Source organism: Thermoactinomyces sp. CICC 10521 (genome assembly GCF_016055135.1).
Classification (GTDB): domain Bacteria; phylum Bacillota; class Bacilli; order Thermoactinomycetales; family Thermoactinomycetaceae; genus Thermoactinomyces_A; species Thermoactinomyces_A daqus.
Map to the genome: position 1 here is coordinate 1 of NZ_JAECVZ010000039.1, position 20,169 is coordinate 20,169.

23 protein-coding genes and 2 pseudogenes are annotated in these 20,169 nt (G+C 45.4%); 15 read left to right on the plus strand and 10 right to left on the minus strand.

Going from position 1 to position 20,169, the window contains the following annotated elements:
* From I8U17_RS16555 to I8U17_RS18640, 6 genes and pseudogenes are all read left to right on the plus strand, one after another.
* A pseudogene (locus I8U17_RS16555) lies at positions 1–126 on the plus strand (helix-turn-helix domain-containing protein); the annotation flags it as partial.
* A gap of 252 nt (positions 127–378) precedes the next feature.
* Positions 379–522 (plus strand): recombinase family protein, encoded by a 144-nt coding sequence (locus tag I8U17_RS16560; RefSeq protein WP_232331165.1) that lies wholly within the window; start codon positions 379–381, stop codon positions 520–522.
* Positions 523–620: 98 nt separating this feature from the next.
* On the plus strand, positions 621–3,605 hold the full coding sequence (fdhF, locus tag I8U17_RS16565) for a formate dehydrogenase subunit alpha (RefSeq protein ID WP_198059853.1): 2,985 nt from the start codon (positions 621–623) through the stop codon (positions 3,603–3,605).
* Positions 3,586–4,149 (plus strand): helical membrane plugin domain-containing protein, encoded by a 564-nt coding sequence (locus tag I8U17_RS16570; RefSeq protein WP_198056504.1) that lies wholly within the window; start codon positions 3,586–3,588, stop codon positions 4,147–4,149. The genes fdhF (I8U17_RS16565) and I8U17_RS16570 overlap by 20 nt, the downstream gene beginning before the upstream one ends.
* Positions 4,097–4,321, plus strand: coding sequence for a heavy-metal-associated domain-containing protein (locus I8U17_RS16575; protein WP_198056505.1), 225 nt, complete (start codon positions 4,097–4,099; stop codon positions 4,319–4,321). The genes I8U17_RS16570 and I8U17_RS16575 overlap by 53 nt, the downstream gene beginning before the upstream one ends.
* Positions 4,308–4,433, plus strand: coding sequence for a hypothetical protein (locus I8U17_RS18640; RefSeq protein ID WP_255517870.1), 126 nt, complete (start codon positions 4,308–4,310; stop codon positions 4,431–4,433). Before I8U17_RS16575 ends, I8U17_RS18640 begins: the two co-directional genes overlap by 14 nt.
* A gap of 734 nt (positions 4,434–5,167) precedes the next feature.
* On the opposite strand, the gene fdhD is transcribed toward I8U17_RS18640, so the two are convergent.
* Positions 5,168–5,956 (minus strand): formate dehydrogenase accessory sulfurtransferase FdhD, encoded by a 789-nt coding sequence (gene fdhD, locus I8U17_RS16580; protein ID WP_198056506.1) that lies wholly within the window; start codon positions 5,954–5,956, stop codon positions 5,168–5,170.
* 432 nt (positions 5,957–6,388) lie between these two features.
* Here fdhD and I8U17_RS16585 point away from each other — a divergent pair.
* Positions 6,389–7,578 (plus strand): IS3 family transposase gene (locus I8U17_RS16585; protein WP_198059854.1). Its coding sequence is split into 2 segments (ribosomal slippage): positions 6,389–6,689 and positions 6,689–7,578, totalling 1,191 coding nucleotides; the frame shifts between segments, so codons are not numbered across the junction.
* Positions 7,579–7,645: 67 nt separating this feature from the next.
* Here I8U17_RS16585 and moaA read toward each other — a convergent pair.
* From moaA to moaC, 7 genes are read right to left on the minus strand one after another with little or no spacing between them, the layout of a single operon-like run.
* On the minus strand, positions 7,646–8,659 hold the full coding sequence (gene moaA, locus I8U17_RS16590) for a GTP 3',8-cyclase MoaA (protein WP_198056507.1): 1,014 nt from the start codon (positions 8,657–8,659) through the stop codon (positions 7,646–7,648).
* Positions 8,660–8,687: 28 nt separating this feature from the next.
* Positions 8,688–8,936: a MoaD/ThiS family protein gene (locus I8U17_RS16595; protein ID WP_198056508.1), complete on the minus strand. Its 249-nt coding sequence runs from the start codon at positions 8,934–8,936 to the stop codon at positions 8,688–8,690.
* Positions 8,933–9,370 (minus strand): molybdenum cofactor biosynthesis protein MoaE, encoded by a 438-nt coding sequence (locus I8U17_RS16600; protein ID WP_198056509.1) that lies wholly within the window; start codon positions 9,368–9,370, stop codon positions 8,933–8,935. The genes I8U17_RS16595 and I8U17_RS16600 overlap by 4 nt, the downstream gene beginning before the upstream one ends.
* Complete coding sequence (gene mobB, locus I8U17_RS16605; protein WP_198056510.1) at positions 9,345–9,863, minus strand: molybdopterin-guanine dinucleotide biosynthesis protein B; 519 nt, start codon at positions 9,861–9,863, stop codon at positions 9,345–9,347. The genes I8U17_RS16600 and mobB overlap by 26 nt, the downstream gene beginning before the upstream one ends.
* A gap of 4 nt (positions 9,864–9,867) precedes the next feature.
* A complete protein-coding gene (locus tag I8U17_RS16610) occupies positions 9,868–11,115 on the minus strand; it encodes a molybdopterin molybdotransferase MoeA (RefSeq protein WP_198059855.1) in 1,248 nt (415 codons plus the stop codon).
* A gap of 21 nt (positions 11,116–11,136) precedes the next feature.
* On the minus strand, positions 11,137–11,613 hold the full coding sequence (mog, locus tag I8U17_RS16615) for a molybdopterin adenylyltransferase (RefSeq protein ID WP_198059856.1): 477 nt from the start codon (positions 11,611–11,613) through the stop codon (positions 11,137–11,139).
* Complete coding sequence (gene moaC / locus I8U17_RS16620; protein ID WP_198056513.1) at positions 11,604–12,098, minus strand: cyclic pyranopterin monophosphate synthase MoaC; 495 nt, start codon at positions 12,096–12,098, stop codon at positions 11,604–11,606. The genes mog and moaC overlap by 10 nt, the downstream gene beginning before the upstream one ends.
* 725 nt (positions 12,099–12,823) lie before the next feature.
* Here moaC and mobA point away from each other — a divergent pair.
* Positions 12,824–13,435, plus strand: a complete 612-nt coding sequence (mobA, locus tag I8U17_RS16625) for a molybdenum cofactor guanylyltransferase (RefSeq protein ID WP_198059857.1) — start codon at positions 12,824–12,826, stop codon at positions 13,433–13,435.
* Complete coding sequence (locus tag I8U17_RS16630) at positions 13,432–13,713, plus strand: hypothetical protein (RefSeq protein ID WP_198056515.1); 282 nt, start codon at positions 13,432–13,434, stop codon at positions 13,711–13,713. The genes mobA and I8U17_RS16630 overlap by 4 nt, the downstream gene beginning before the upstream one ends.
* Here the strand turns inward: I8U17_RS16630 and I8U17_RS16635 are convergent.
* Positions 13,685–14,029, minus strand: coding sequence for a Na-translocating system protein MpsC family protein (locus I8U17_RS16635; protein ID WP_198056516.1), 345 nt, complete (start codon positions 14,027–14,029; stop codon positions 13,685–13,687). The two genes, I8U17_RS16630 and I8U17_RS16635, sit on opposite strands and share 29 nt — an antisense overlap.
* Before the next feature lie 568 nt (positions 14,030–14,597).
* On the opposite strand from I8U17_RS16635, the gene fdhF (I8U17_RS16640) reads away from it, so the two are divergent.
* The 6 genes and pseudogenes from fdhF (I8U17_RS16640) to I8U17_RS16660 all read left to right on the plus strand — a co-directional run bounded on the left by fdhF (I8U17_RS16640) (position 14,598) and on the right by I8U17_RS16660 (position 19,973).
* Positions 14,598–17,540, plus strand: coding sequence for a formate dehydrogenase subunit alpha (gene fdhF, locus I8U17_RS16640; RefSeq protein ID WP_198059858.1), 2,943 nt, complete (start codon positions 14,598–14,600; stop codon positions 17,538–17,540).
* Positions 17,541–17,553: 13 nt separating this feature from the next.
* Positions 17,554–18,036 carry a helical membrane plugin domain-containing protein gene (locus tag I8U17_RS16645; protein ID WP_198056518.1) on the plus strand — a complete coding sequence of 161 codons (483 nt, stop codon included), beginning with the start codon at positions 17,554–17,556 and terminating at the stop codon, positions 18,034–18,036.
* A 142-nt stretch (positions 18,037–18,178) separates the two neighbouring features.
* The gene (locus I8U17_RS16650) at positions 18,179–18,616 is read left to right on the plus strand and encodes an OsmC family protein (protein ID WP_198056519.1); all 438 of its coding nucleotides are present in this window, start codon (positions 18,179–18,181) and stop codon (positions 18,614–18,616) included.
* 18 nt (positions 18,617–18,634) lie between these two features.
* The gene (locus I8U17_RS16655; RefSeq protein WP_198059859.1) at positions 18,635–19,306 is read left to right on the plus strand and encodes a haloacid dehalogenase type II; all 672 of its coding nucleotides are present in this window, start codon (positions 18,635–18,637) and stop codon (positions 19,304–19,306) included.
* 208 nt (positions 19,307–19,514) lie between these two features.
* Positions 19,515–19,664, plus strand: a pseudogene (locus I8U17_RS18910) (bifunctional NADH-specific enoyl-ACP reductase/trans-2-enoyl-CoA reductase); the annotation flags it as partial.
* Entirely contained in the window at positions 19,650–19,973 is a 324-nt protein-coding gene (locus I8U17_RS16660) for a hypothetical protein (protein WP_370589279.1), read from the plus strand. The pseudogene I8U17_RS18910 and the gene I8U17_RS16660, both read left to right, overlap by 15 nt.
* A 23-nt stretch (positions 19,974–19,996) precedes the next feature.
* On the opposite strand, the gene I8U17_RS18915 is transcribed toward I8U17_RS16660, so the two are convergent.
* Positions 19,997–20,161, minus strand: a complete 165-nt coding sequence (locus tag I8U17_RS18915) for an integrase core domain-containing protein (RefSeq protein ID WP_370589280.1) — start codon at positions 20,159–20,161, stop codon at positions 19,997–19,999.
* Positions 20,162–20,169 lie beyond the last annotated feature (8 nt).

The window sequence follows — 20,169 nt, forward strand, 5'->3', positions numbered from 1 at the left end:
GTCGACAAAAAGCTGTCCCAAAGTTTGCAAAAGGTACGCATCAGTAACGTCATGCAAAAGTTGAATGTGAAAGGACGGTCCCAAGCCGTAGTGGAGTTGGTAAGATTGGGCGAATTAAAGATATAGTCTGCATGTGACCCTGCCGCATTTACAAAGAAGGCAGGGGTTTTTTGTGTGGAGAAAAGGGCTGCCTGGATTAATGCCCTCAGTGCAACGTTTGACCAGGTAGACGGGTTGCAAATCAATGAAGATGAAGCCTAGGTCGTCGGCAGATCTTCAACTGGTACACAAAGGACGGGTGGGAGCGGATCACCAGCATTAAACCAAGGGTAAGAAAGAAGTAGCAAATGAGCTACGCTTGATTCAAAACTCCATTTATTGTGGGGACTTTATCTTAAATCAATATATCAAATCAAGATCGGCGGGTGTAAGAAACAAATCCGCAACCCTAGAGAGAAATGGCTGGTATTTACAAATCATCATGTGCCAATTGTCTCTCGGGAAACGTGGGTAAAGGACTGAGAGTATACTTCTTAATGATCTAGGGGAAATTAATACCAAAAATCATTATTTATACGTTTTACATAAGTAATTTTTAAGGAAAGAAGAGGTTATAATTAATGAACGAACAAAACGGTAAAAAATCAGTAACCTTTTATATAAATGATCGGGAATTTCAAGCGGAGCCTGGCCAAACTATTTTAGATGCGGCTACCGCTCAACAGTATACGATCCCAAGTATTTGTTACCATCCGGCGTTAGGTTCTATTCAAACGTGCGATACATGTCATGTAGAGGTAAATGGGCAATTGGTACGGGCTTGTACGACGCCCGTGACCGAAGGGATGAGAGTGGATACCTGTTCTAAGTGGGTAAAGGAAGCACAGTATGAAGCAATGAGTCGCATCTTGAAAAATCACGAACTTTATTGCACCGTTTGCGACAACAATAACGGTAATTGTGTCGTACATAACACAGCGGAATTATTGGAGATCGAGCACCAGAAATATAAGTTTGAAACAAAGCCCTACCCCCCTGACAATTCCCATCCTTTTTACCGTTATGAACCGGATCAATGTATTTTATGTGGTCGTTGTGTGGAAGCTTGTCAGGATCTTCAAGTAAATGAAACACTTACCATTGACTGGAATCGGGATGTGCCTCGCGTTATCTGGGATAATGATGTACCTATTGACCAATCCTCGTGCGTGTCGTGTGGCCATTGCGTAACTGTTTGTCCCTGCAACGCTTTGATGGAAAAGTCGATGCTGGGCGAAGCTGGTTATCTTACTGGAATTCCTAAGGATATACTCGAACCGATGATTGATATTACAAAAGAAGTGGAGCCGGGATATAAAGAAATCTTTGCTATTTCGGAGATCGAAGCGTCCATGCGCAAATCGCGCATCAAGAAAACTAAAACGGTTTGTACCTATTGTGGGGTGGGATGCAGCTTTGAGATTTGGACAAAAGGCCGCCAAATTCTGAAAGTTGAACCTCAAGCGGATGCACCCGTAAACAACATTTCCACCTGCGTCAAAGGAAAATTCGGATGGGATTTCGTCAATAGCGAAGATAGACTGACAAAGCCCTTGATTCGTAAAGGAGATGCGTTTGTCGAAGCTACGTGGGAAGAGGCGTTGAACTTAGTCGCGACGAGATTGCAAGGAATTAAAGATAAATATGGTGCAGACTCGATCGGTTTTATTGCCTCATCCAAGTGCACAAATGAAGAAAATTACCTGTTCCAAAAACTGGCTCGGGCTGTCTTTGGAACAAATAATGTGGACAATTGTTCCCGTTATTGTCAATCACCGGCTACGATGGGGTTAATGAGGACGGTAGGTATTGGGGGCGATACCGGAACGATTGAAGATCTACAAAAAGCTGATTTGGTCTTGATTGTGGGGGCTAATGCTGCAGAATCCCATCCTGTTTTGGCGACGCGCATTAAACGGGCCCATAAGCTTCATGGGAAAAAGTTGGCTGTTATTGATTTGAGAAAACATGAATTAGCCGAACGAGCCGATTTGTATCTGCATCCCAACCCCGGTACGGATTTGATCCTGTTATCGGCGATTACCAAATATATGATCGATCAGGATTGGTATGATAAGTCCTTCATCCAACAACGAGTCAATGGATTTGAAAAATACGTAAAATCACTCGAGAAATTCACATTATCTTACGCCGAAGAAAAAACCGGAATCACACAAAAAGAAATTGTCCAACTGGCTACAATGATCCATGAGGCCAAATCTATGTGCATATGTTGGGCGATGGGAGTAACTCAGCATCTGGGCGGAACGGATACGAGTACCGCGATTTCGAACCTTCTCCTTGTAACGGGGAATTACGGTAGACCGGGAACGGGCGCTTATCCCCTGCGCGGCCATAATAATGTGCAAGGAGCTTGTGACTTTGGTACAATGCCGGCTTGGTTCCCCGGTTACGAACCTGTAGAACATGATGAGGTCAGAGCCCGTTATGAAAAGGCATGGGGAGTGACTTTGCCCAAAAAACCGGGTTTCAATAACCATCAGATGGTAGAGGGGATAAATAAAGGAAAAATTAAGGCGATGTACTTGTTTGGAGAAGATATGGCGCTTGTTGATTCCAACTCCAATCATGTGGAGGCATCTTTTGAGAAGCTTGAATTTTTTGTGGTGCAGGATATCTTTTTTTCTCGAACCGCCCAATATGCGGATGTCGTTTTACCTGCATCCCCCAGTTTAGAGAAAGAGGGGACCTTCACCAATACTGAACGGAGAATACAACGGCTGTACCGTGTTTTGGATCCTTTGGGCGAGTCCAGACCGGATTGGGAAATTATCCAGATGGTCGCCAATAAACTCGGTGCCGGTTGGAACTATCAACACCCAAGTGAAATTATGGAGGAAGCCGCAAGTCTGGCTCCCATATTTGCGGGTGTTTCTTACGAACGCTTAGAAGGTTGGAACAGTCAACTTTGGCCCGTACGGCCAGACGGAACGGATACGCCGCTTTTGTTTACGGAGCGCTTTGGATTTCCGGACGGAAAGGCCCGGCTGTATCCCGTTGATTGGACTTCACCATTTGAACCTGGAACCGAATATAATGTTCATTTAAACAATGGACGGTTGCTTGAACATTTTCATGAAGGAAACATGACCTACCGTTCAAAAGGAATCACGCACAAAGTACCAAACCCATGGGTTGAAATTTCCCCGGAGTTAGCCAAAGAACGAGGGATAAAGGATGGATCACTCGTCCGATTAACGTCGCCTTATGGGGAAGTGGAAGTCCGGGCGCTGGTGACAAATAATGTAGCGAAGAACGAGATCTATTTAACCATGAACACGAGAGATGAAAACAAAGCAGTCAACCGTTTAACGAGTAGTTATTTCGACAAATATACACATACACCCAATTATAAGGAAATGGGAGTAAAATTGGAGGTTATTGAGGCAGAAGGACAATCTCCCCTTCCCAAGGTGAACCATCGATTTGGGAACAGACAACCCCAAATTGGCGTAAGGGTAGAGGAGAAGTGGAACCGACCTGATTTTGTGCCGATCGCCGAACTGTTCAAAGGGGGGCAGTCCCATGGCAAAACCAATTCGTGAAATTAAACCAGTGGAACCGACACCAGAGGAATTACAGTCTCAGGCTTTGATGAAGATCATTGAGTCATTAGCTGACAGCAGGGAAGCCATCATTGACATGTTGGAAATTGCCCGTTACCTGCAGGAGATGGGGATTTTAGCGGCGGTTAAAGCCTTGCTTGAGCAACGGCATGAAGTGGGTTTGATTGTAGTTGAACAGCTTAATCAACCCAAGATGCACCATATCCTGAAAAACGCCATCACACTGATGGAGTTGCTTGGTAAAATCCAACCGGAACAGTTGCAAAGGTTATTGAATGGACTTTTCCGCGGCCTGGAATCAGCTAAACAGAAAAACTTGAATGGGAAAATACCGAGTTTATGGGATTTGGCCAAGTACATTCGTGATCCAGACGTTCGGATTTCAATCGCTTCGATGATGGCTTTGTTGCAGGGGGTGGGCGAATCATTGAGAAATGATTCAGGCCAAACTCACCAAAAGGAGGTTGTCGATGAAAAAAGAAACAATAAAGATCAAGGGAATGAAAAACAAAGAAGATCTTGAAAAAGTGTTGGCAGGTCTTCAGGATGTGTGGGGGGTTCGCCAAGTCGATATTGACCTTTCAAGAGGGGAAGCCGTTCTCTCTTTTAACGAGAAATCGGCCTCATTGCATGATTTCAAACAAGCTGTAATTAATACTGGGTTTCAAGTGGAGGGTGAGCATGAAAATTTGTGAAGTGTGTGGTGCAGAAGAACAGTTCCCGGGTGAAGAAGAAAATGATGAAATTCTCCTCGGTCTTTGTGATCAATGCATGAATGATTTTAAGCAAGGGTTGGAAACGGATTAAAATGTCGCCACATGTCTGAGTCTGTTGACAAACTAGGAAGGGTCAACAGACTTTTTTTGGGTGAAGAAATATAAAAATTAAAGAAAATGTTTCTATGTTCGTTCAACCTGAGATTTGCGTAAAAACCCCTATAGGGGTAATACCACATGCCCGTCAAGCTAAGAAAAAAGTGCAATCCTAGCCTTCTTAAAATACATTGTGAAGCAAGTAGATGGGCCCATTTTGTTCACGACTCCCTTGCGGCATCAATGAAAAAACGACGGGTAATACGACCTTGGTCGGTTCAGGTTTAACAAAAGAAAGTTCTGACGTGGAAAATGCGGTAAAAGGAGCACCTTGCATCGACTACAGCAGTCGGGAGACGACCATTTGGGAGGCGGGATGGAAAAGTCGAGATTTGGATTGGGAAAGAGCGAACGGCTTGCCACGAGAAGGTTTCCCGATCCAAACTGTCGTTCATTGCCCAAACCAATACGCTGGTCTTACTTATGCACAAGGACTTTCAGTCCCTCGCCTCCGCGCATGGTAGATTCCGGAGGTGGAGGTACGCTCTCTCGACGTATATGAGCGCTTGATGGAGGTGAACTCATAATGGAGCTTCCGCAGGTGCGCCTTCGACGGGAAGAGTTGGGGCTTCATTGTACCTCCGAACTCTCGAATGCGCAGCTTACGTGCATCCAAAGGGTTTTTTTCCGCTTTTTGATCATTATCGTATGGTCTATTCATGCCTCATATCAAGTCGGCAAAATTCGTTCTGGGTGGGTATAAATGTTGCCTTGCTGACGGCGTATGAAGCCGACCGTCGTGATTCCCAATTCGTCCGCCAGGTTAAGAGCCAGATCGGTGGGAGCTGATTTGGAAAGGAGGATGCCGACCCCCATTTTGGCGACTTTGAGCAAGACTTCAGAAGAGATGCGTCCGCTGAAGGCAATCAGTTTATCAGATAATGGAAAAGGATGGCGCAACCAAAATCCATATAGCTTGTCCAATGTATTATGACGGCCGATATCCGTGCGAAGAGCGATAATTTTCCCCTGTTCGCACAGGGCGGCATTATGGACACCGCCGGTCTGGCGGAAAGAGGATGATTTTTCCTGCAACATTTCCATCAGGCGATAGCATTCGGAAATGGATATCTTTGCCTGGCTTGTCACGGTTTTGGCTGTTTTGGCGTCATTATAAAAATAGAAGGATTGCCTGCTTTTGCCGCAACAGGAACCGAGCCATCGTTTGGAATAATATTCTTTTGATAGCGTTTGGGGATTTGCCGTTTCCACATAAGCAAAGCCTCTTTTTTGATCAACCTCGAGAGACTTTACTTCCGCGGCGGAACGGATTGCGCCTTCCGCGGCGAGAAAGCCAAGAACCAGCTCCTCCAAGTCGGAGGGACTACAAACGATGGTGGCAAATTCTTCCCCATTGAGCATGATAGTAAGCGGGTACTCGACGGCAACCTCATCTTCCGTATGGTGAACGACGGAATCTTGGCATTTGATGACCCGTTGGCGGGTGGAGATGAGCACGATTGATCCCTCGCTTTCGTGAAAACGATGACATTGGTTGAGATGAGTTCATTTTCGTTCTGTAAAAAATTATTATAGCATATTATGTAAAATAAGGAAACAAAGGTCGAGTTACAAGAGACTTAGCTATGTAAGGATTCAAGATATGTGGAAAAACAGAAGTATTACCACGCCCCTCAGCTGAGTTTTGAAGGATGGAAAGGTTTTTGAAAACAAGTGGCCTTTGCCGCCGCAGGGTCAGCGGAAGCGCCTGGGATCAGAGAGCAGGGAAAACGAGTATGGGTATGTATGTTAAGACATTTTGAACCAAGTTCTAAATTCAAAAAGCCGGAGGCAATCGGAGAAGAGTTTGGTATTATCCCCTAAAGGTTGACTGTGTGAAAAAAGCCCATCTGGTAAAATGGACACACAGACGACCGGAGGGGATTTTTTATGGCTATTAAGGGTCAAAAATTTCGTAATTATACACTTGAATTCAAATTGAAGGCAGTTCGACTTTATCTGGAGGAAGAACTTAGTTACCAATCTGTCGCAGATCAGATGGGAGTTCCCTCAAGCACACAAATCAAGCAATGGGTTAAAAAGTATAAGAACGGAGAATCTCTGGGGGATAAACGTCAGATTAGTTTGTGCAAGAAAGCACGGAGAAACGGTCGACCAAAAACCAAATTTGCAAGCATTGAGGAAGAATTGGCCTATCTGAAAGCAGAGGTGGAGTACCTAAAAAAGCAGTATCCCAATCTTCACGGAAAGGAGTAGTTACAAAAAAGGCTCGTTTCGAAATCCTTGAATCATTACGCGGCAAATATAGATTGACGTGTCTATTAGAGATCGCCGAGGTCTCGCGAGCTGGTTACTACAAGTGGCGAAAGGCTCGTGAGCGGGCCAGCCACCACGCTCAACAGGAACACATCTTAAAAGATCATATCATGGCCATTCATCGTCTTCACCCCTACTACGGCTATTTACGGATGACAGTTGCTCTTCGAAAGGAAGGTTTCCTTGTCAATCACAAACGCGTTTATCGACTAATGAAGGAGCTGGGAATCCGTTCTGTGATCCGTAAAAAGAGGCGTTTCTTTGGAAAGCAGCAGTCTGTTGTATTTCCAAACCGTTTGAATCGAAAGTTCAGCGCAGCAGCGCTGAACAAGAAATGGGTGACGGATGTTACTTATCTGCCGATCAACGGTGGCTTCGTATATCTATCTGCGATTCAGGATTTATACAATAATGAAATCATCGCTTATCACGTCTCGAAACGGAATGATCTGTCATTGGTCATGAAAACATTGGAGAAAGCATGTGAAAACAGAGAAGTGGTGAAAACCCTGATTCATTCAGATCAAGGTTTCCAGTACACTTCCCGGCAGTATAGCAAGAAACTCGAGCAACTAGGAATGGTTGGGAGCCATTCGCGTAAAGGGAACTGCCTAGATAATGCTTGTATCGAATCGTTCTTTTCCCATCTTAAGTCGGAAATGTTACTCCTTCAATGTCCGGAAACCCTTGATGAGTTGTATCAAGCTATTGATCAGTACATTACGTTCTATAACCATGAATGCTCCCAAAAGCGACTTGGCGATCGTTCCCCGGTCGAATACCGGGAAGCGATCGCCGCATAAATACTCGGGCTTTATTTACATAGTCTACTTGCAGGGTTAATACCAGTTCCGTGTGTCCGGCTTTTTTTTAACCGCCGATATAGGACATTTCAATTTTTTTGGCGCGTTTGTCGGCAGGTTGGTGTGAGCGTTTCTCTGAGTAACGGTCTTGGCGCTCTTGCCAGATTTTCCGGATGAAGGCTTCGATTTTTTCATCCGAAGCAGCTGAACGAAGGTAGTCGCGAAGATTATGCCCGGCAGTGGCGAACAGGCACGTGTAAAGAAAGCCGTCCGACGACAGGCGCAAGCGGGTACAGGTGGAACAAAACGGTTCCGTGATGGAAGGAATGATACCGAACTCCGCCTGGGATCCTTGATAGTGAAAACGGGTGGCCACTTCACCCAAGGTGTGGAGTTTTTCTTCGGCCACCGGCATTTCGGCCTGAATGCGGTTTAGAATCTCTTGTTTGGAAACGACTTGTTTCGGGTCCCAGTCATTGCTGTTTCCGACATCCATATATTCGATAAAGCGAACTATATGTCCTTGTTCGCGGAAATGGCGGGCAACTTTTACGATCTCGTGATCGTTGATCCCTTTGATCACGACCATATTGATTTTCACTTGGAGTCCCGCTTTTGCCGCCGCTTCGATTCCTTCCAGGACCTGACTGACTTTATATTTGCGCGAATTGAGCAAGGAAAAGGTTCGGTCATCAAGGGTATCAAGACTAACGTTGACCCGCTTGAGTCCGGCTTGTTTCAGGTCATAGGCATATCGTTTCAAATAAATGCCATTAGTGGTCAGCGCAATGTCTTCAATGGCGTCGATGGAGGAGATCATGCGAATAAGTTTCGAGAGCTCCCGTCTTAGCAGAGGTTCGCCCCCGGTGATACGGACTTTGTTCACGCCCAACCTGGCAAAAATACGAACCAGCCGCTCGATTTCCTCATAGCGGAGCAACTGGGAAGCCGGTAAAAAGGCATGATAGGGACCGAACAGTTCTTCCGGCATGCAGTACCGGCAACGGAAGTTGCAACGGTCCGTCACGGAGATACGTAAATCCCGCAAGGGACGTCCTAGGGAATCCAAAATGGGTTTCATTGAAAAAATCCCCTTTCGCTTGGGTTGTTTAGCCACCGCTGACAAACGGGATCAGCGCCACCTCATCTTCCGCCTGCACCTGTGTATTTTCGCCTGCATACTCGCGGTTGACCGCAATCATGCAGGTTCGAATCAAGTAGCTATATTCCGGATAACGTTCCACCAACAGCTGGCGCAGTTCAGAGACAGACAAACTCTCGTCTGTGGGAACTTCCACCCATCTCCCCAACTTTTCGCCAATGTTGGCAAAACAGAGGATACAGAGTTTTCCGCTCATGCCGATCCTCCTTTTTGCGCGGTTGGATGGTCCACCCAATATGAACCGTCTTCACCAACTTCTTTTTTCCAGATGGGAACCGTCGCTTTAATTTTTTCAATGGCATAACGGCAACCTTTGAAGGCGGCGTCACGGTGCGGGGCGGAAACGGCGATGGCGACCGCAACATCACCGATTTCCAACCGTCCCACCCGGTGAACAATCGCGACCTTGGTGCAGGCAAATTTTTCGGTTACTTCATTGCCGAGTTGTCGCAAAAGTTTTTCGGCCATCTCATGATACGCTTCGTACTCCAGATAGAGCGTCCTTCTTTCTCCGGTCAGTTCGCGCACCGTTCCCATGAACGTGCTGATGGCTCCGCAATTTCGGTCTTTGACCCAATCGATTAAAGGGGTGAGCTCAATTTTTTCATGAGTCACCGCAAAGTTTTTCATTGTGATCAACTCCCATCGTTTTAAGCAAAAATTCCAGCAAACCTTCGACCTGTTGCGTCGTCCAAACTGGATAGGGAAGTGACGGGGGTGAAAACCGGGAAAGAATCGCCACGATGTTTGAAACCTGGTGAATCAACTCGAGCTCTGCTTCGTTTTTGAGTAAAACGACTTTAGGGTATGGCTCCCGTTTAAACCCTTCCACCAAAACGATATCCATGTCTGACATGGCGGCGATCAGCATCTCGAGCGTAGTGGGTTGTCGGCGAATCCAAGCGGTTTTTTGCCGGGAGGTAATGGCAATGGTATGCGCGCCCGCTTGGCTGTGTTTCCATGTGTCCGTTCCGGGGTGATCGAGCGTGAAATCATGCGCGCCGTCATGTTTGATGGTTCCGACGCGAAGGTCGAACCGGGAGAGTTCTGAGATTAAACGGCAAACGAGTGCGGTTTTACCTGAATTTTTGTAGCCGACGATTTGCAAAACTTTTGGGCGCACATCATCACTCCCATTTTTTCAACATGATCGCCCGAACCAAATCCCCTTTTTGTACCCCACGGCCTCCGGAAGGCACGATGATGAGGCAGTTGGCATCCCGGATCGTTAAAGTGATGCTGGACTTCTCCATTCCGGCGGGCCGGACGAACACTTTGCCTTCTTTGATTGAATAGATACCGCGGACAAATCGTTCAAAGGGTGAAGGTTTGTGAAAGTTTTCTGCCATGATAGCGGTAAAGACAGACAGATCGGGAGGGGTTTTGCCCATCATTCCTAACAAAACCGGACGGACGAACAATTCAAATCCGACAAAGCAAGCCCCGGGGTTTCCGGACAGGGCAAACAGGAATTTGTTTTTGAAAACACCAACGGTGGTGGGGCTCCCGGGACGCATCGCCAATTTGTTAAAAAGCATTTGTCCGTCCCAACGTGAAAAGAAATCGACCAGAATGTCATAATCGCCTACGGATACGCCACCAGTCGTAATGACCAGATCATACACTTCCATCGCCTGTAAAATGGCAGTACGCGCCTTTTCCGCATCATCCGGCAAAATTCCCTTAAGATGGGGGAGCGCGCCGGCATCCATCACTTGGCTGTACAGCATGAAACCGTTGCTGTTACGGATTTTACCCGGCTCTAACGGGGCCGACACATCGAGCAATTCAGACCCTGTGGCGAATATGGCTACAGTGGGCTGCTTGAAGACCTCTACCTCCGCGTGACCAAATGTGGCGAGGAGTGCCATTTCACCTGCGCCGATTTTTCTTCCTTTTTCCAACAGCAGAGTGCCTTGGGTTACTTCTTCTCCGATAGAGGCAATGTTGCTGCCGGGACTGACTTCTCTTTGCACACCGACATAGGTTTTTCCCTCTTTGTCAATGGTTTGTGTCATTTCCAACATGACAACAGCATCTGCACCGTCTGGAACGGCGGCGCCAGTCATAATACGGGAGGCCGTACCCGGACGCGTCTCATGTTTGGGAACATGACCACAAGGGATGGATTCCAGCACTTCAAGCCAAACAGGTTTTTCTTTACTGGCTCCTTTGGTTGAGGAGGTTTGAACGGCATAACCGTCCATACCAGAGCGACGGAAAGGGGGTAGATGGGTATTCGCGCGAATTTCTTCGGCCAAATGGCGCCCGTGACTTTTAAACAGTGGGACCCTTTCGGTGTTTTTGACGCGAATGTGTGGCATGATCCGCTTTCGAGCCTCTGCCACTTTGATGATTTCTCGTTGAAAACTCATGGATTTCCCTCCCGTTTCGTTTCAGTGCTGTGGATCTTCGGAAATTAGCGCCAAAGCGTGGGGCAAAATATCTTCAATCACCGCAAAACATTGTTCCACTCCTTTGGGACTCCCGGGAAGATTGATAATCAATGTTTGATTGCGGATGCCGGCAACCGCGCGGGACAAGATAGCATATTTCGTAAACTTGAGCGTGGCCGCGCGCATCGCTTCACATAGCCCGGGAGCTTCTTTGTCAATAACGGATTTCGTGGCTTCGGGGGTGACATCACGCGGGGCAAAACCGGTTCCGCCCGTGGTGAGGATCAGGTGGCACCCTGTTTTGTCGGCCAGCGTTTTGAGCGTTTCTTCAATTTGGTCCTGTTCGTCGGGGATGATTCGATATGCGACGATATCCCATTTTGGGCACAATCTTTTGAGCAACTCCCCACTGGTATCTTCTTGTTCACCTTTGGCAGAACGATCACTGACTGTGACAATTCCCACTTTCACATGCATCCTTTGTCCTCCTTCTGTCCGTCAAAACGAAAATGGCCGCTTTTGCCTCCGCTTTTTTCTGCCAAATATGTTGGCCCGATGATCATGTTAGGGTCGATGGCTTTACACATGTCGTAGATGGTCAATGCTGCGAAACTCGCCGCTGTCAAAGCTTCCATTTCGACTCCGGTGACGCCGACCGTTTTGACCGTCGCTGTAATTTCGATTGTATCATTACTGACGGTGGAAAAGTGCAGGTCTACCCCTGTGGTGAAAATGGGATGGCACATCGGGATCAACTGGGCGGTTTTTTTGGCAGCCATGATCCCCGCCACTTGTGCAACGGCCAAAACATCACCTTTGGCCATTTTTCCTTGTTCGATCGCTTTTAGAGTATCCGGTTTCATGACGACTCTGCTTTTGGCGACCGCGATGCGTCGGGTCGGTTCTTTTTCAGAGACATCGACCATTTTGGCGCGCTGTTGTTCATTGAAGTGTGTTAGCATGATTTCCCTCCAAAAAAGAAAATGGTTCTTTCATACTCGAAAAACAAAAAGAGCTGATCCATAAAACGGCCTTGGCCTTGCCGTTTTATGTTTAATCACCTCTTGGACGTAGCGGTTTTTTTATTTTGTGGGGCATGACAGCCCCGGGGCCTTTTTATAAAATGGGACTGGAATAAATCTTTTAAAAGACACCATTTATACATTAACCCATAAATGAAAATAAAATCAATTTATTAGTGGCGATGTTGTTTTAATGGTTGACAAAGAAGTGGTTAAGAGCTCATTGTAAAGACCGTTGTGCCGCGGAACAAACGACCCACAAAAGGGAGTGCGGATCTTGGCCGATTCGATGGCCATGTACATCGCTGGCGGCAAAAGGCCACTTACTTTCAAAAATCTTTCCATCCCTATACAATATTTGGCTAAAGTTATTTCAAAACTCAGCTAAAGGGACGTGGTGCTTCTCTGTAGCGACCTTTGCTACAAAGGAGCCTGAAGCAAAGAGAACACTATGCCCCGATGAATAACCTTTATACCATCCTGTAATTGAAATAGGTTCTATCAATATTTGTAAAATTCGTCTTTGGTTGTTTGTTTCTAAAACTTTTTCACAATGCTTCTAGGGGTGGAAAAAATAGTCCATTGTAAGATTGTCATATGCTTGATATTTTGTTGCAGGATTGGCCGGGGGAAAACGGGGAAAGCAGTTAGGGGGTGAAGCAGTTTTGTTGACAGGGGTCATTTTGGCAGGCGGGCAAAACCGACGGATGAATGGACAGGTGAAAGCGTTGTTGCCGTTTGGCGGGGAGCCTCTCTTAAAGCGACAATTGCGGGAAATGAAACAGGTTTGTGAGGAGATTTGGGTGGTGACAAATCAGCCTGGGCGATTTGTTCCTTATGCAAAAGAGGGAATTCGGATTATCTCGGATGACTGGCCGGGTATGGGACCGCTCGGTGGTATGGCATCGGCTTTTTCAAAGGCCTCTTATCCCGATGTTTGGGTGGTCGGATGTGATATGCCTTTCATTTGCGGGCGAGTCGCACAGCGTTTGGTGGAGTGCCGGACAAGCCAATCAGTTGAGGCAGTTGTTCCCGTTGTGGAAGGGAAACGGCAACCACTTCATGCCGTATATGACAAGACCAGCGCGGAAATCATTCGCGAACTGCTTAAAAAAGGAGTGCGCCAGGTAAATGGCTTCTTGGAAGCGATCCGTTGCCGATACGTAGACGAAACTTTTTTTGCAAGGCAAGGACTTTCACTCCAGTTTGCGATGAACGTGAATACGCCGAAGGAATATGAACGGGCATTGAGGAGAATCGAAGAGCCTGAGAGATGAACCGAATGAACCAAGCCCCTTTCCCGAAAATTTCCGGAAAAGGGGCTTGGCTTGTTTTTGGTGAAAAACTGGCCATTCCTACCCCGAGGTTCCCCGCTATTGCCGTTTTTTTAGTTCCATTTGCTATTCATCTGGCCTTTTCCATTGTTTTTTTAGCCGCAGATTCCTTTCGTGATTTCCGTTTCTGCAAAACCGCCATATCCCATTTTAGTCGCGATGGTAGTTCCCACGTCTGGATTTCCCAAACTCTCAACTATGAATTTTATTTTCAAAAATAAAAACGGAAACCGCTATGTCTTCTTCCACTTTAATATCTGAAAAGAGATAAATAAGCTTCGAACCAATCAATTTCTCCAATTCTTTATGGAAATTGGTGGTATATACTTCTTGAATCATTTTAGTTCGAGCCGTATGAACCATTTCTTTGCCCTCGGTCGTACGTGCAATAAATTTTTCTGTTGGTGTTAAATTCCCGTGTAGGATCGTAATGGCCATATTATTAACAAACGTGGTTTGGATTCGTTCGGGACCTTTTCCAAATAAATCCTTCCGTACTTTTCGAATGATTTCATTGAACGCTCCTTCTTTCTTCATCTCCATCATTCTCCTAAACTGAATTTGGATCTTTATTTTATTGCACAAAATCATTATACTAAAGAATTAAAACTGGGAATTTAGGATTGTGAGCGAGTGAGCGAGATTCCTCCCCATTTCAATGGGGTAGATAAAAGCGAGCGTTGCTCGGTATACCCCTTGCGGGGATGCTCTTAGAGCAACAATTTTTTGTATAATCCAATCATGAAGTGCGAAAACACGTAAAACTAAACAGAAACAGGCATGGGACGTGCCTTTGTGGAGAGAACGGCGTGAGTCGCCTCGATGAAGCGAGAAGCTCGCCATTTCAATGGCGATGTAGTTCACCATTCCGCAATATTGAAATGATTTTCGATACAGAGTTATAATCATTCTGTAAATATTTCAAGGCAGTAACGCGCAAGTATTGAGTTCTGCTTGCCGTTAATGTCTCTAATATTGAGGCTGGCGGATTGGTAAATAAGTATAAATATGCTTATTTACTACTCCACCATGAACATATGGATGCCGAATAGGGCATGCGTCTGTTCGTGGTGGAGTTTTTTATTTTAAAAAAGGAGTATCAACCATGAGTAATAACTTCATTCCGATTACCATAGACGGAAAAAAATACGAAGTCAAAGCGGGTTCAACCATTCTTGAGGTGATCAATCAAAACGGTATCCCGCATCCGCAAGTATGTTATGTACCTGAAGTAGACCCCATTCAAACGTGCGATACCTGTATCGTGGAAGTGGATGGGAAGTTGGTAAGATCCTGTTCAACCAAAGTAGCTCCCGGAATGAATATTCAATTATCTTCCGAACGCGCCAAGGCAGCACAAACTGAAGCGATGGACAGACTTTTGGAAAATCACCTTCTCTACTGCACCGTGTGCGATAATAACAATGGAAATTGCAAGTTGCACAATACAGCGATGTTGATGGGAATCGAACACCAAAAATATCCGTATAAACCTAAGGCCGGTCCAGATGAAGTGGATATGTCACACCCATTTTACCGTTACGATCCCAATCAATGTATTGCGTGTGGTCAATGTGTGGAAGTGTGTCAAAACCTTCAGGTCAACGAGACCCTGTCCATTGATTGGGAGGCAGATCGTCCACGTGTTATTTGGGATGATGGAGTGGCAATCAACGATTCTTCCTGCGTAAGTTGCGGACAATGTGTGACGGTTTGTCCATGTAATGCGTTAATGGAAAAATCCATGCTGGGCGAAGCCGGATTTATGACCGGAATCGACAAAGATCTGTTAAATCCCATGATTGACTTGGTTAAAAAAGTCGAACCCGGGTATAGCAGTATTTTTGCGATTTCGGAAATGGAAGCCGCGATGCGCGAGACACGAATCAAGAAAACGAAAACCGTTTGTACGTTCTGCGGCGTAGGTTGCTCTTTTGAAGTATGGACCAAAGGGCGTAAAATCTTAAAAATTCAACCCACCTCCGATGGGCCGGTAAATGGAATTTCGACTTGTGTCAAAGGAAAATTCGGATGGGATTTCGCCAATAGCGAAGAACGCTTAACAAAACCTTTAATTCGCAAAGGCGATGCATTTGTGGAATCAACTTGGGAAGAAGCATTAAAGTTGATTGCAAGTAAATTAGGTTCTATTAAAGAAACCTATAGTGGAAATGCGATTGGATTCATTTCCTCCTCTAAGATTACCAATGAGGAAAACTATTTAATGCAAAAATTGGCTCGGCAGGTGTTCCAAACCAATAACGTGGATAACTGTTCCCGTTACTGTCAATCCCCTGCCACTGACGGTTTACTTCGTACAGTTGGAATGGGTGGGGATTCAGGAACCATTAAGGATATCGCTTCAGCTGGTCTTGTGATTATCGTTGGGGCAAACCCTACCGAAGGTCATCCTGTTTTGGCTACACGCATCAAACGTGCGCATAAGTTGCATGGTCAAAAATTGATCGTTGCTGACCTACGCAAACATGAACTGGCAGAACGTTCCGATCTGTTTATCAGTCCGAAACAAGGGACAGATCAGGTATGGCTCTATGCGGTAGCCAAATACATCATTGATCAAGGCTGGCATGATGAACAATTTATTAAACAACGGGTCCACTACTTCGAAGAGTTCAAGAAAGTCCTTGAAAAATACACATTGGAATATGCCGAAGAGGTAACAGGTGTTTCAAAAGAAAAATTAATTCAAATTGCCACCATGATTCATGAAGCGGATGGAACTTGCATTCTTTGGGGAATGGGCGTGACCCAAAACACGGGTGGAAGTGATACATCTGCAGCCATTTCGAACCTCCTTCTTCTAACAGGTAACTATGGGCGTCCAGGTACCGGAGCTTACCCGCTTCGCGGCCATAATAATGTGCAAGGTGCTTGTGATATGGGGACCTTGCCTGGATGGTTGCCAGGATACCAGCATGTGACCGACGAGGTGGCTCGTGCAAAATTCGAAAAAGCATACGGTGTACCTATTTCGGAAAAACCGGGATGGGATAATATTGAAATGCTTCGTGCGATTGAGGAAGGCAAATTAAAAGCCATGTATATCGTGGGAGAAGATATGGCATTGGTTGATTCTAATGCCAACCATGTGCATGATCTTCTAAGTCAATTAGACTTTTTGATTGTCCAAGACATCTTCTTGACTAAAACGGCTCAGTTTGCCGATGTGGTCTTACCTGCTTCGCCAAGCCTGGAGAAAGAAGGAACCTTCACCAATACCGAACGTCGTATTCAACGCTTGTATCAAGCATTAGAGCCACTTGGGGATTCGAAACCGGACTGGTGGATTATCCAGGAGATTGCGAAACGATTGGGTGCGGATTGGAACTATGCAAGCCCAAAAGAAATCATGGATGAAATTGTTAGCCTTGTTCCGCTCTATTCTCAAGCGACATATGACCGCTTGGAAGGATGGAATAGCTTATGTTGGGGAAGTGATGACGGAGCGGATACTCCGCTTCTCTATACCGAACGTTTTAATTTTCCGGATGGAAAAGCCCGTTTCGCTCTATCGGATTGGATTCCTCCTTATGAAGTCCCTGAAGAATACGATTTATTAATTAACAACGGGCGTTTATTGGAACACTTCCATGAAGGAAACCTGACTAACAAATCCAAGGGAATTCAATCAAAGATGCCGGGCGTATTCGTCGAGGTTTCGCCTGAGTTGGCAAAAGAACGAAAAGTGAAAGATGGATCCTTGGTCCGTTTGGAATCTCCATTTGGGGCGATTAAAGCACGCGTTCTAGTAACTGATCGGGTCAAAGGAAAAGAATTATATCTTCCGATGCACTCGGTCAGTTATGAAAGTGCAATTAACCTTCTCACTGGTTCTGCGACGGATCATCGTACCCATACACCGGCGTATAAACAGACCCGTGTACGCATGCAAGTGTTAGATGTCGAAGGATCTATTCCGCTCCCTCTTACCAACCCAAGATATAAAAAACGTCATCCACAAAATGGGGTTGAAGTGGAACGAAAATGGAAACGTCCTGATTATGTATCCTTAGTGGATAAAGCGTAAGGAGGTGGGAATCATGGCTAATCCCATTTCGGTTATCAAAAAACGCGTTCTCTCGGAAGAAGAAAAAAAACAGCAATCGCTAAACCAGCTGAAAGCTGATCTAGCGGAAAATGAGACTGCGCTCAAGAAGACTTTAGAACTTGTTCGGGAATTACATGACAGCGGAATTCTCGAAGCAGTACAAGCCATACTGAAAGCAAAAGAAGAAATTGCGAAAATCACGGTCAGTCAATTGACACGAAAGCCGGTAATTAACATAATCAATAATCTTATGGGAGCAGCTGGAACCTTAGCGGAAATAGACCCTGAACTTACCCAAAAATTATTAAAAAGCGTTGCTTCCGGTATGGAAGAAGCAGGGGAACATTTACAAAAGAATAAAAAAGTCGGGATCTTTGATCTTGTTAAAGTGTTGAGTGATCCGGACATCAATCGTGCCATCAGTTTTAGCATTCATTTTCTTAAAGGAATGGGCAAAGGGTTAAAAGGTAGATAGAGTATCACAGGCCGCCAAGACGACGGCGGGCTTACCGGCTTTGGCTTGGATGGTACGGATTGGTTGGAGCCACTATGTTCTGTACCAACCGGTAGGTACAGATTGATTGTTATACAGGTTGGGATAGCTAGGAGGAATTACTATGCCTAAAAATATCGAAAGAATTACTGCTGTTTCTCAAGGCATGCAAACAAAAGCACGTTCAAAAAATCATGAGATTATTATAGACGAACCTCCTGTGATGGGTGGCCAAGATACCGGGCCGAATCCGCTTGGCACCCTGTTAAGTGCACTGGCCGGATGCGAGAATGTGATTGCAAATATGGTTGCCAAAGAAATGAACTTTGATCTGCAAGGCATCGAATTTGATATCCGTGGTGAATTTGACCCAGCTGGGCTAGTGGGAGATCCGAATGTTCGCCCATACTTTGAAAGAGTAACGATTCATGCCAAAGTAAAAACAAGCGAACCTGAAGAACGAATCAAAGAACTACAGGAAAAAACCGATTTGCGTTGCCCGGTTTACACCACACTTAAAGCAGCGGGCGTGGAAATGGTTCCAAATTGGGTTAAAGCTTAACGAACAGGAGTACTTTCAATGGGTAAAAAAAACGTGAAGGTCATTGTTTTTGATGCATATGGAACATTGTTCGACGTTCATTCTGTCATACAAAAATGTGAGGAACTGTTTCCGACTCGCGGTCAACAAATCAGCGAGCTTTGGCGAACAAAGCAACTGGAGTATGCGTTCATCCAACATATTATCGGCCGTTACAGACCATTCGATGAAATTACAAAAAATAGTCTTCGATTTGCGTGCGAGCAATTAGGAGTGGCGCTCGCGGAGAATCAGGAGAAGGAATTACTAAGATCCTATTTAACCCTGTCTCCCTATGAAGAGGTACCGAACGCACTCAAAAAGTTAGCAAACCGCTATCAGCTGGCCATTTTGACTAATGGAACACTGAACATGATCCAACCATTAGTTGAATATCATCATCTCAATCCCTATTTTAGCGAACTGATGAGTGTAGATGATGTGAAACAGTATAAACCTTCGCCAGCGGCTTATGCGTATGCTCTTGACCGGTTACAATGCGAACGCGAAGACATTTTATTCCTTTCATCGAATACATGGGACATTACAGGCGCATCCAGCTTTGGGTTCCAAACAGCATGGGTCAACCGGAAAAAAGTGGTGTTTGATCGTATGGGTCAGCAACCGGACCATATTATTTATAATTTAAATGAATTAATCAGGATCGTTTGATCTAAAATGGGCCGTTTTTTCTTTTGAAAATAGCTTGTGATTGAAACAAAAACCCGGGCGATTCGTCCGGGTGTTGTTTTCCTATAGGGGACTGATCCATTTTCAAATCTTATCTGGATAGTATTCATCCATGCAATGATAAGAGAGGTTAAACAAATGACGATACAACCAAGATTTCGAGGCTCATCCAGAATGATGTGTCCAACAAGTAAAGAAACAAATCGAGTACATTCAAGCTAAACCTCGCATTCATGGGCCAAAGAAGGTGTTAGTGATTGGAACATCTAAAGGATTTGGGTTAGCATCTCGTATCGTTTCGACTTTTGGTGCAGGGGCAGATACCATAGGTGTATTTTCCGGAAAAGCCAGTAAAGGCAAACGGACTGCTTCTATTGGTTGGTACAATACAGTAGCCTTTGAGCAGGCTGCAACGAAAGCGGGTTATTATGCCAAAAGTGTCCATGGAGATGCGTTTTCAAATGAAGTAAAAGATCAAGTGATTGAATTGATCAAACAGAAAGTGGATCTGGTTATTTACAGCCTGGCAGCTTCAAGGCGTATCGATCCTGAAACAGGGGAAGTTTTTCAATCGGTTTTAAAACCTATTGGGGAGGCGTTCTACTCTAAAACAGTAGATTTTCATACCGGAGAAGTATCAAAGGCTTAATGAACCCCAAAAGTCCAGACATTTTAAGCCGCATTTGAGGTAAAACGTTGACGGAACTCCTTTGGAGACAGGTACCCTAACGCAGAGTGTGGCCGTTCTGCATTGTAGAATCGGATGTAGCGGTCGATATCTTTTTTGGCTTCCAGGAAAGAGGAGTATTCCTGAAGCCAAACCGTTTCCTCTTTCAGCGTCCGGA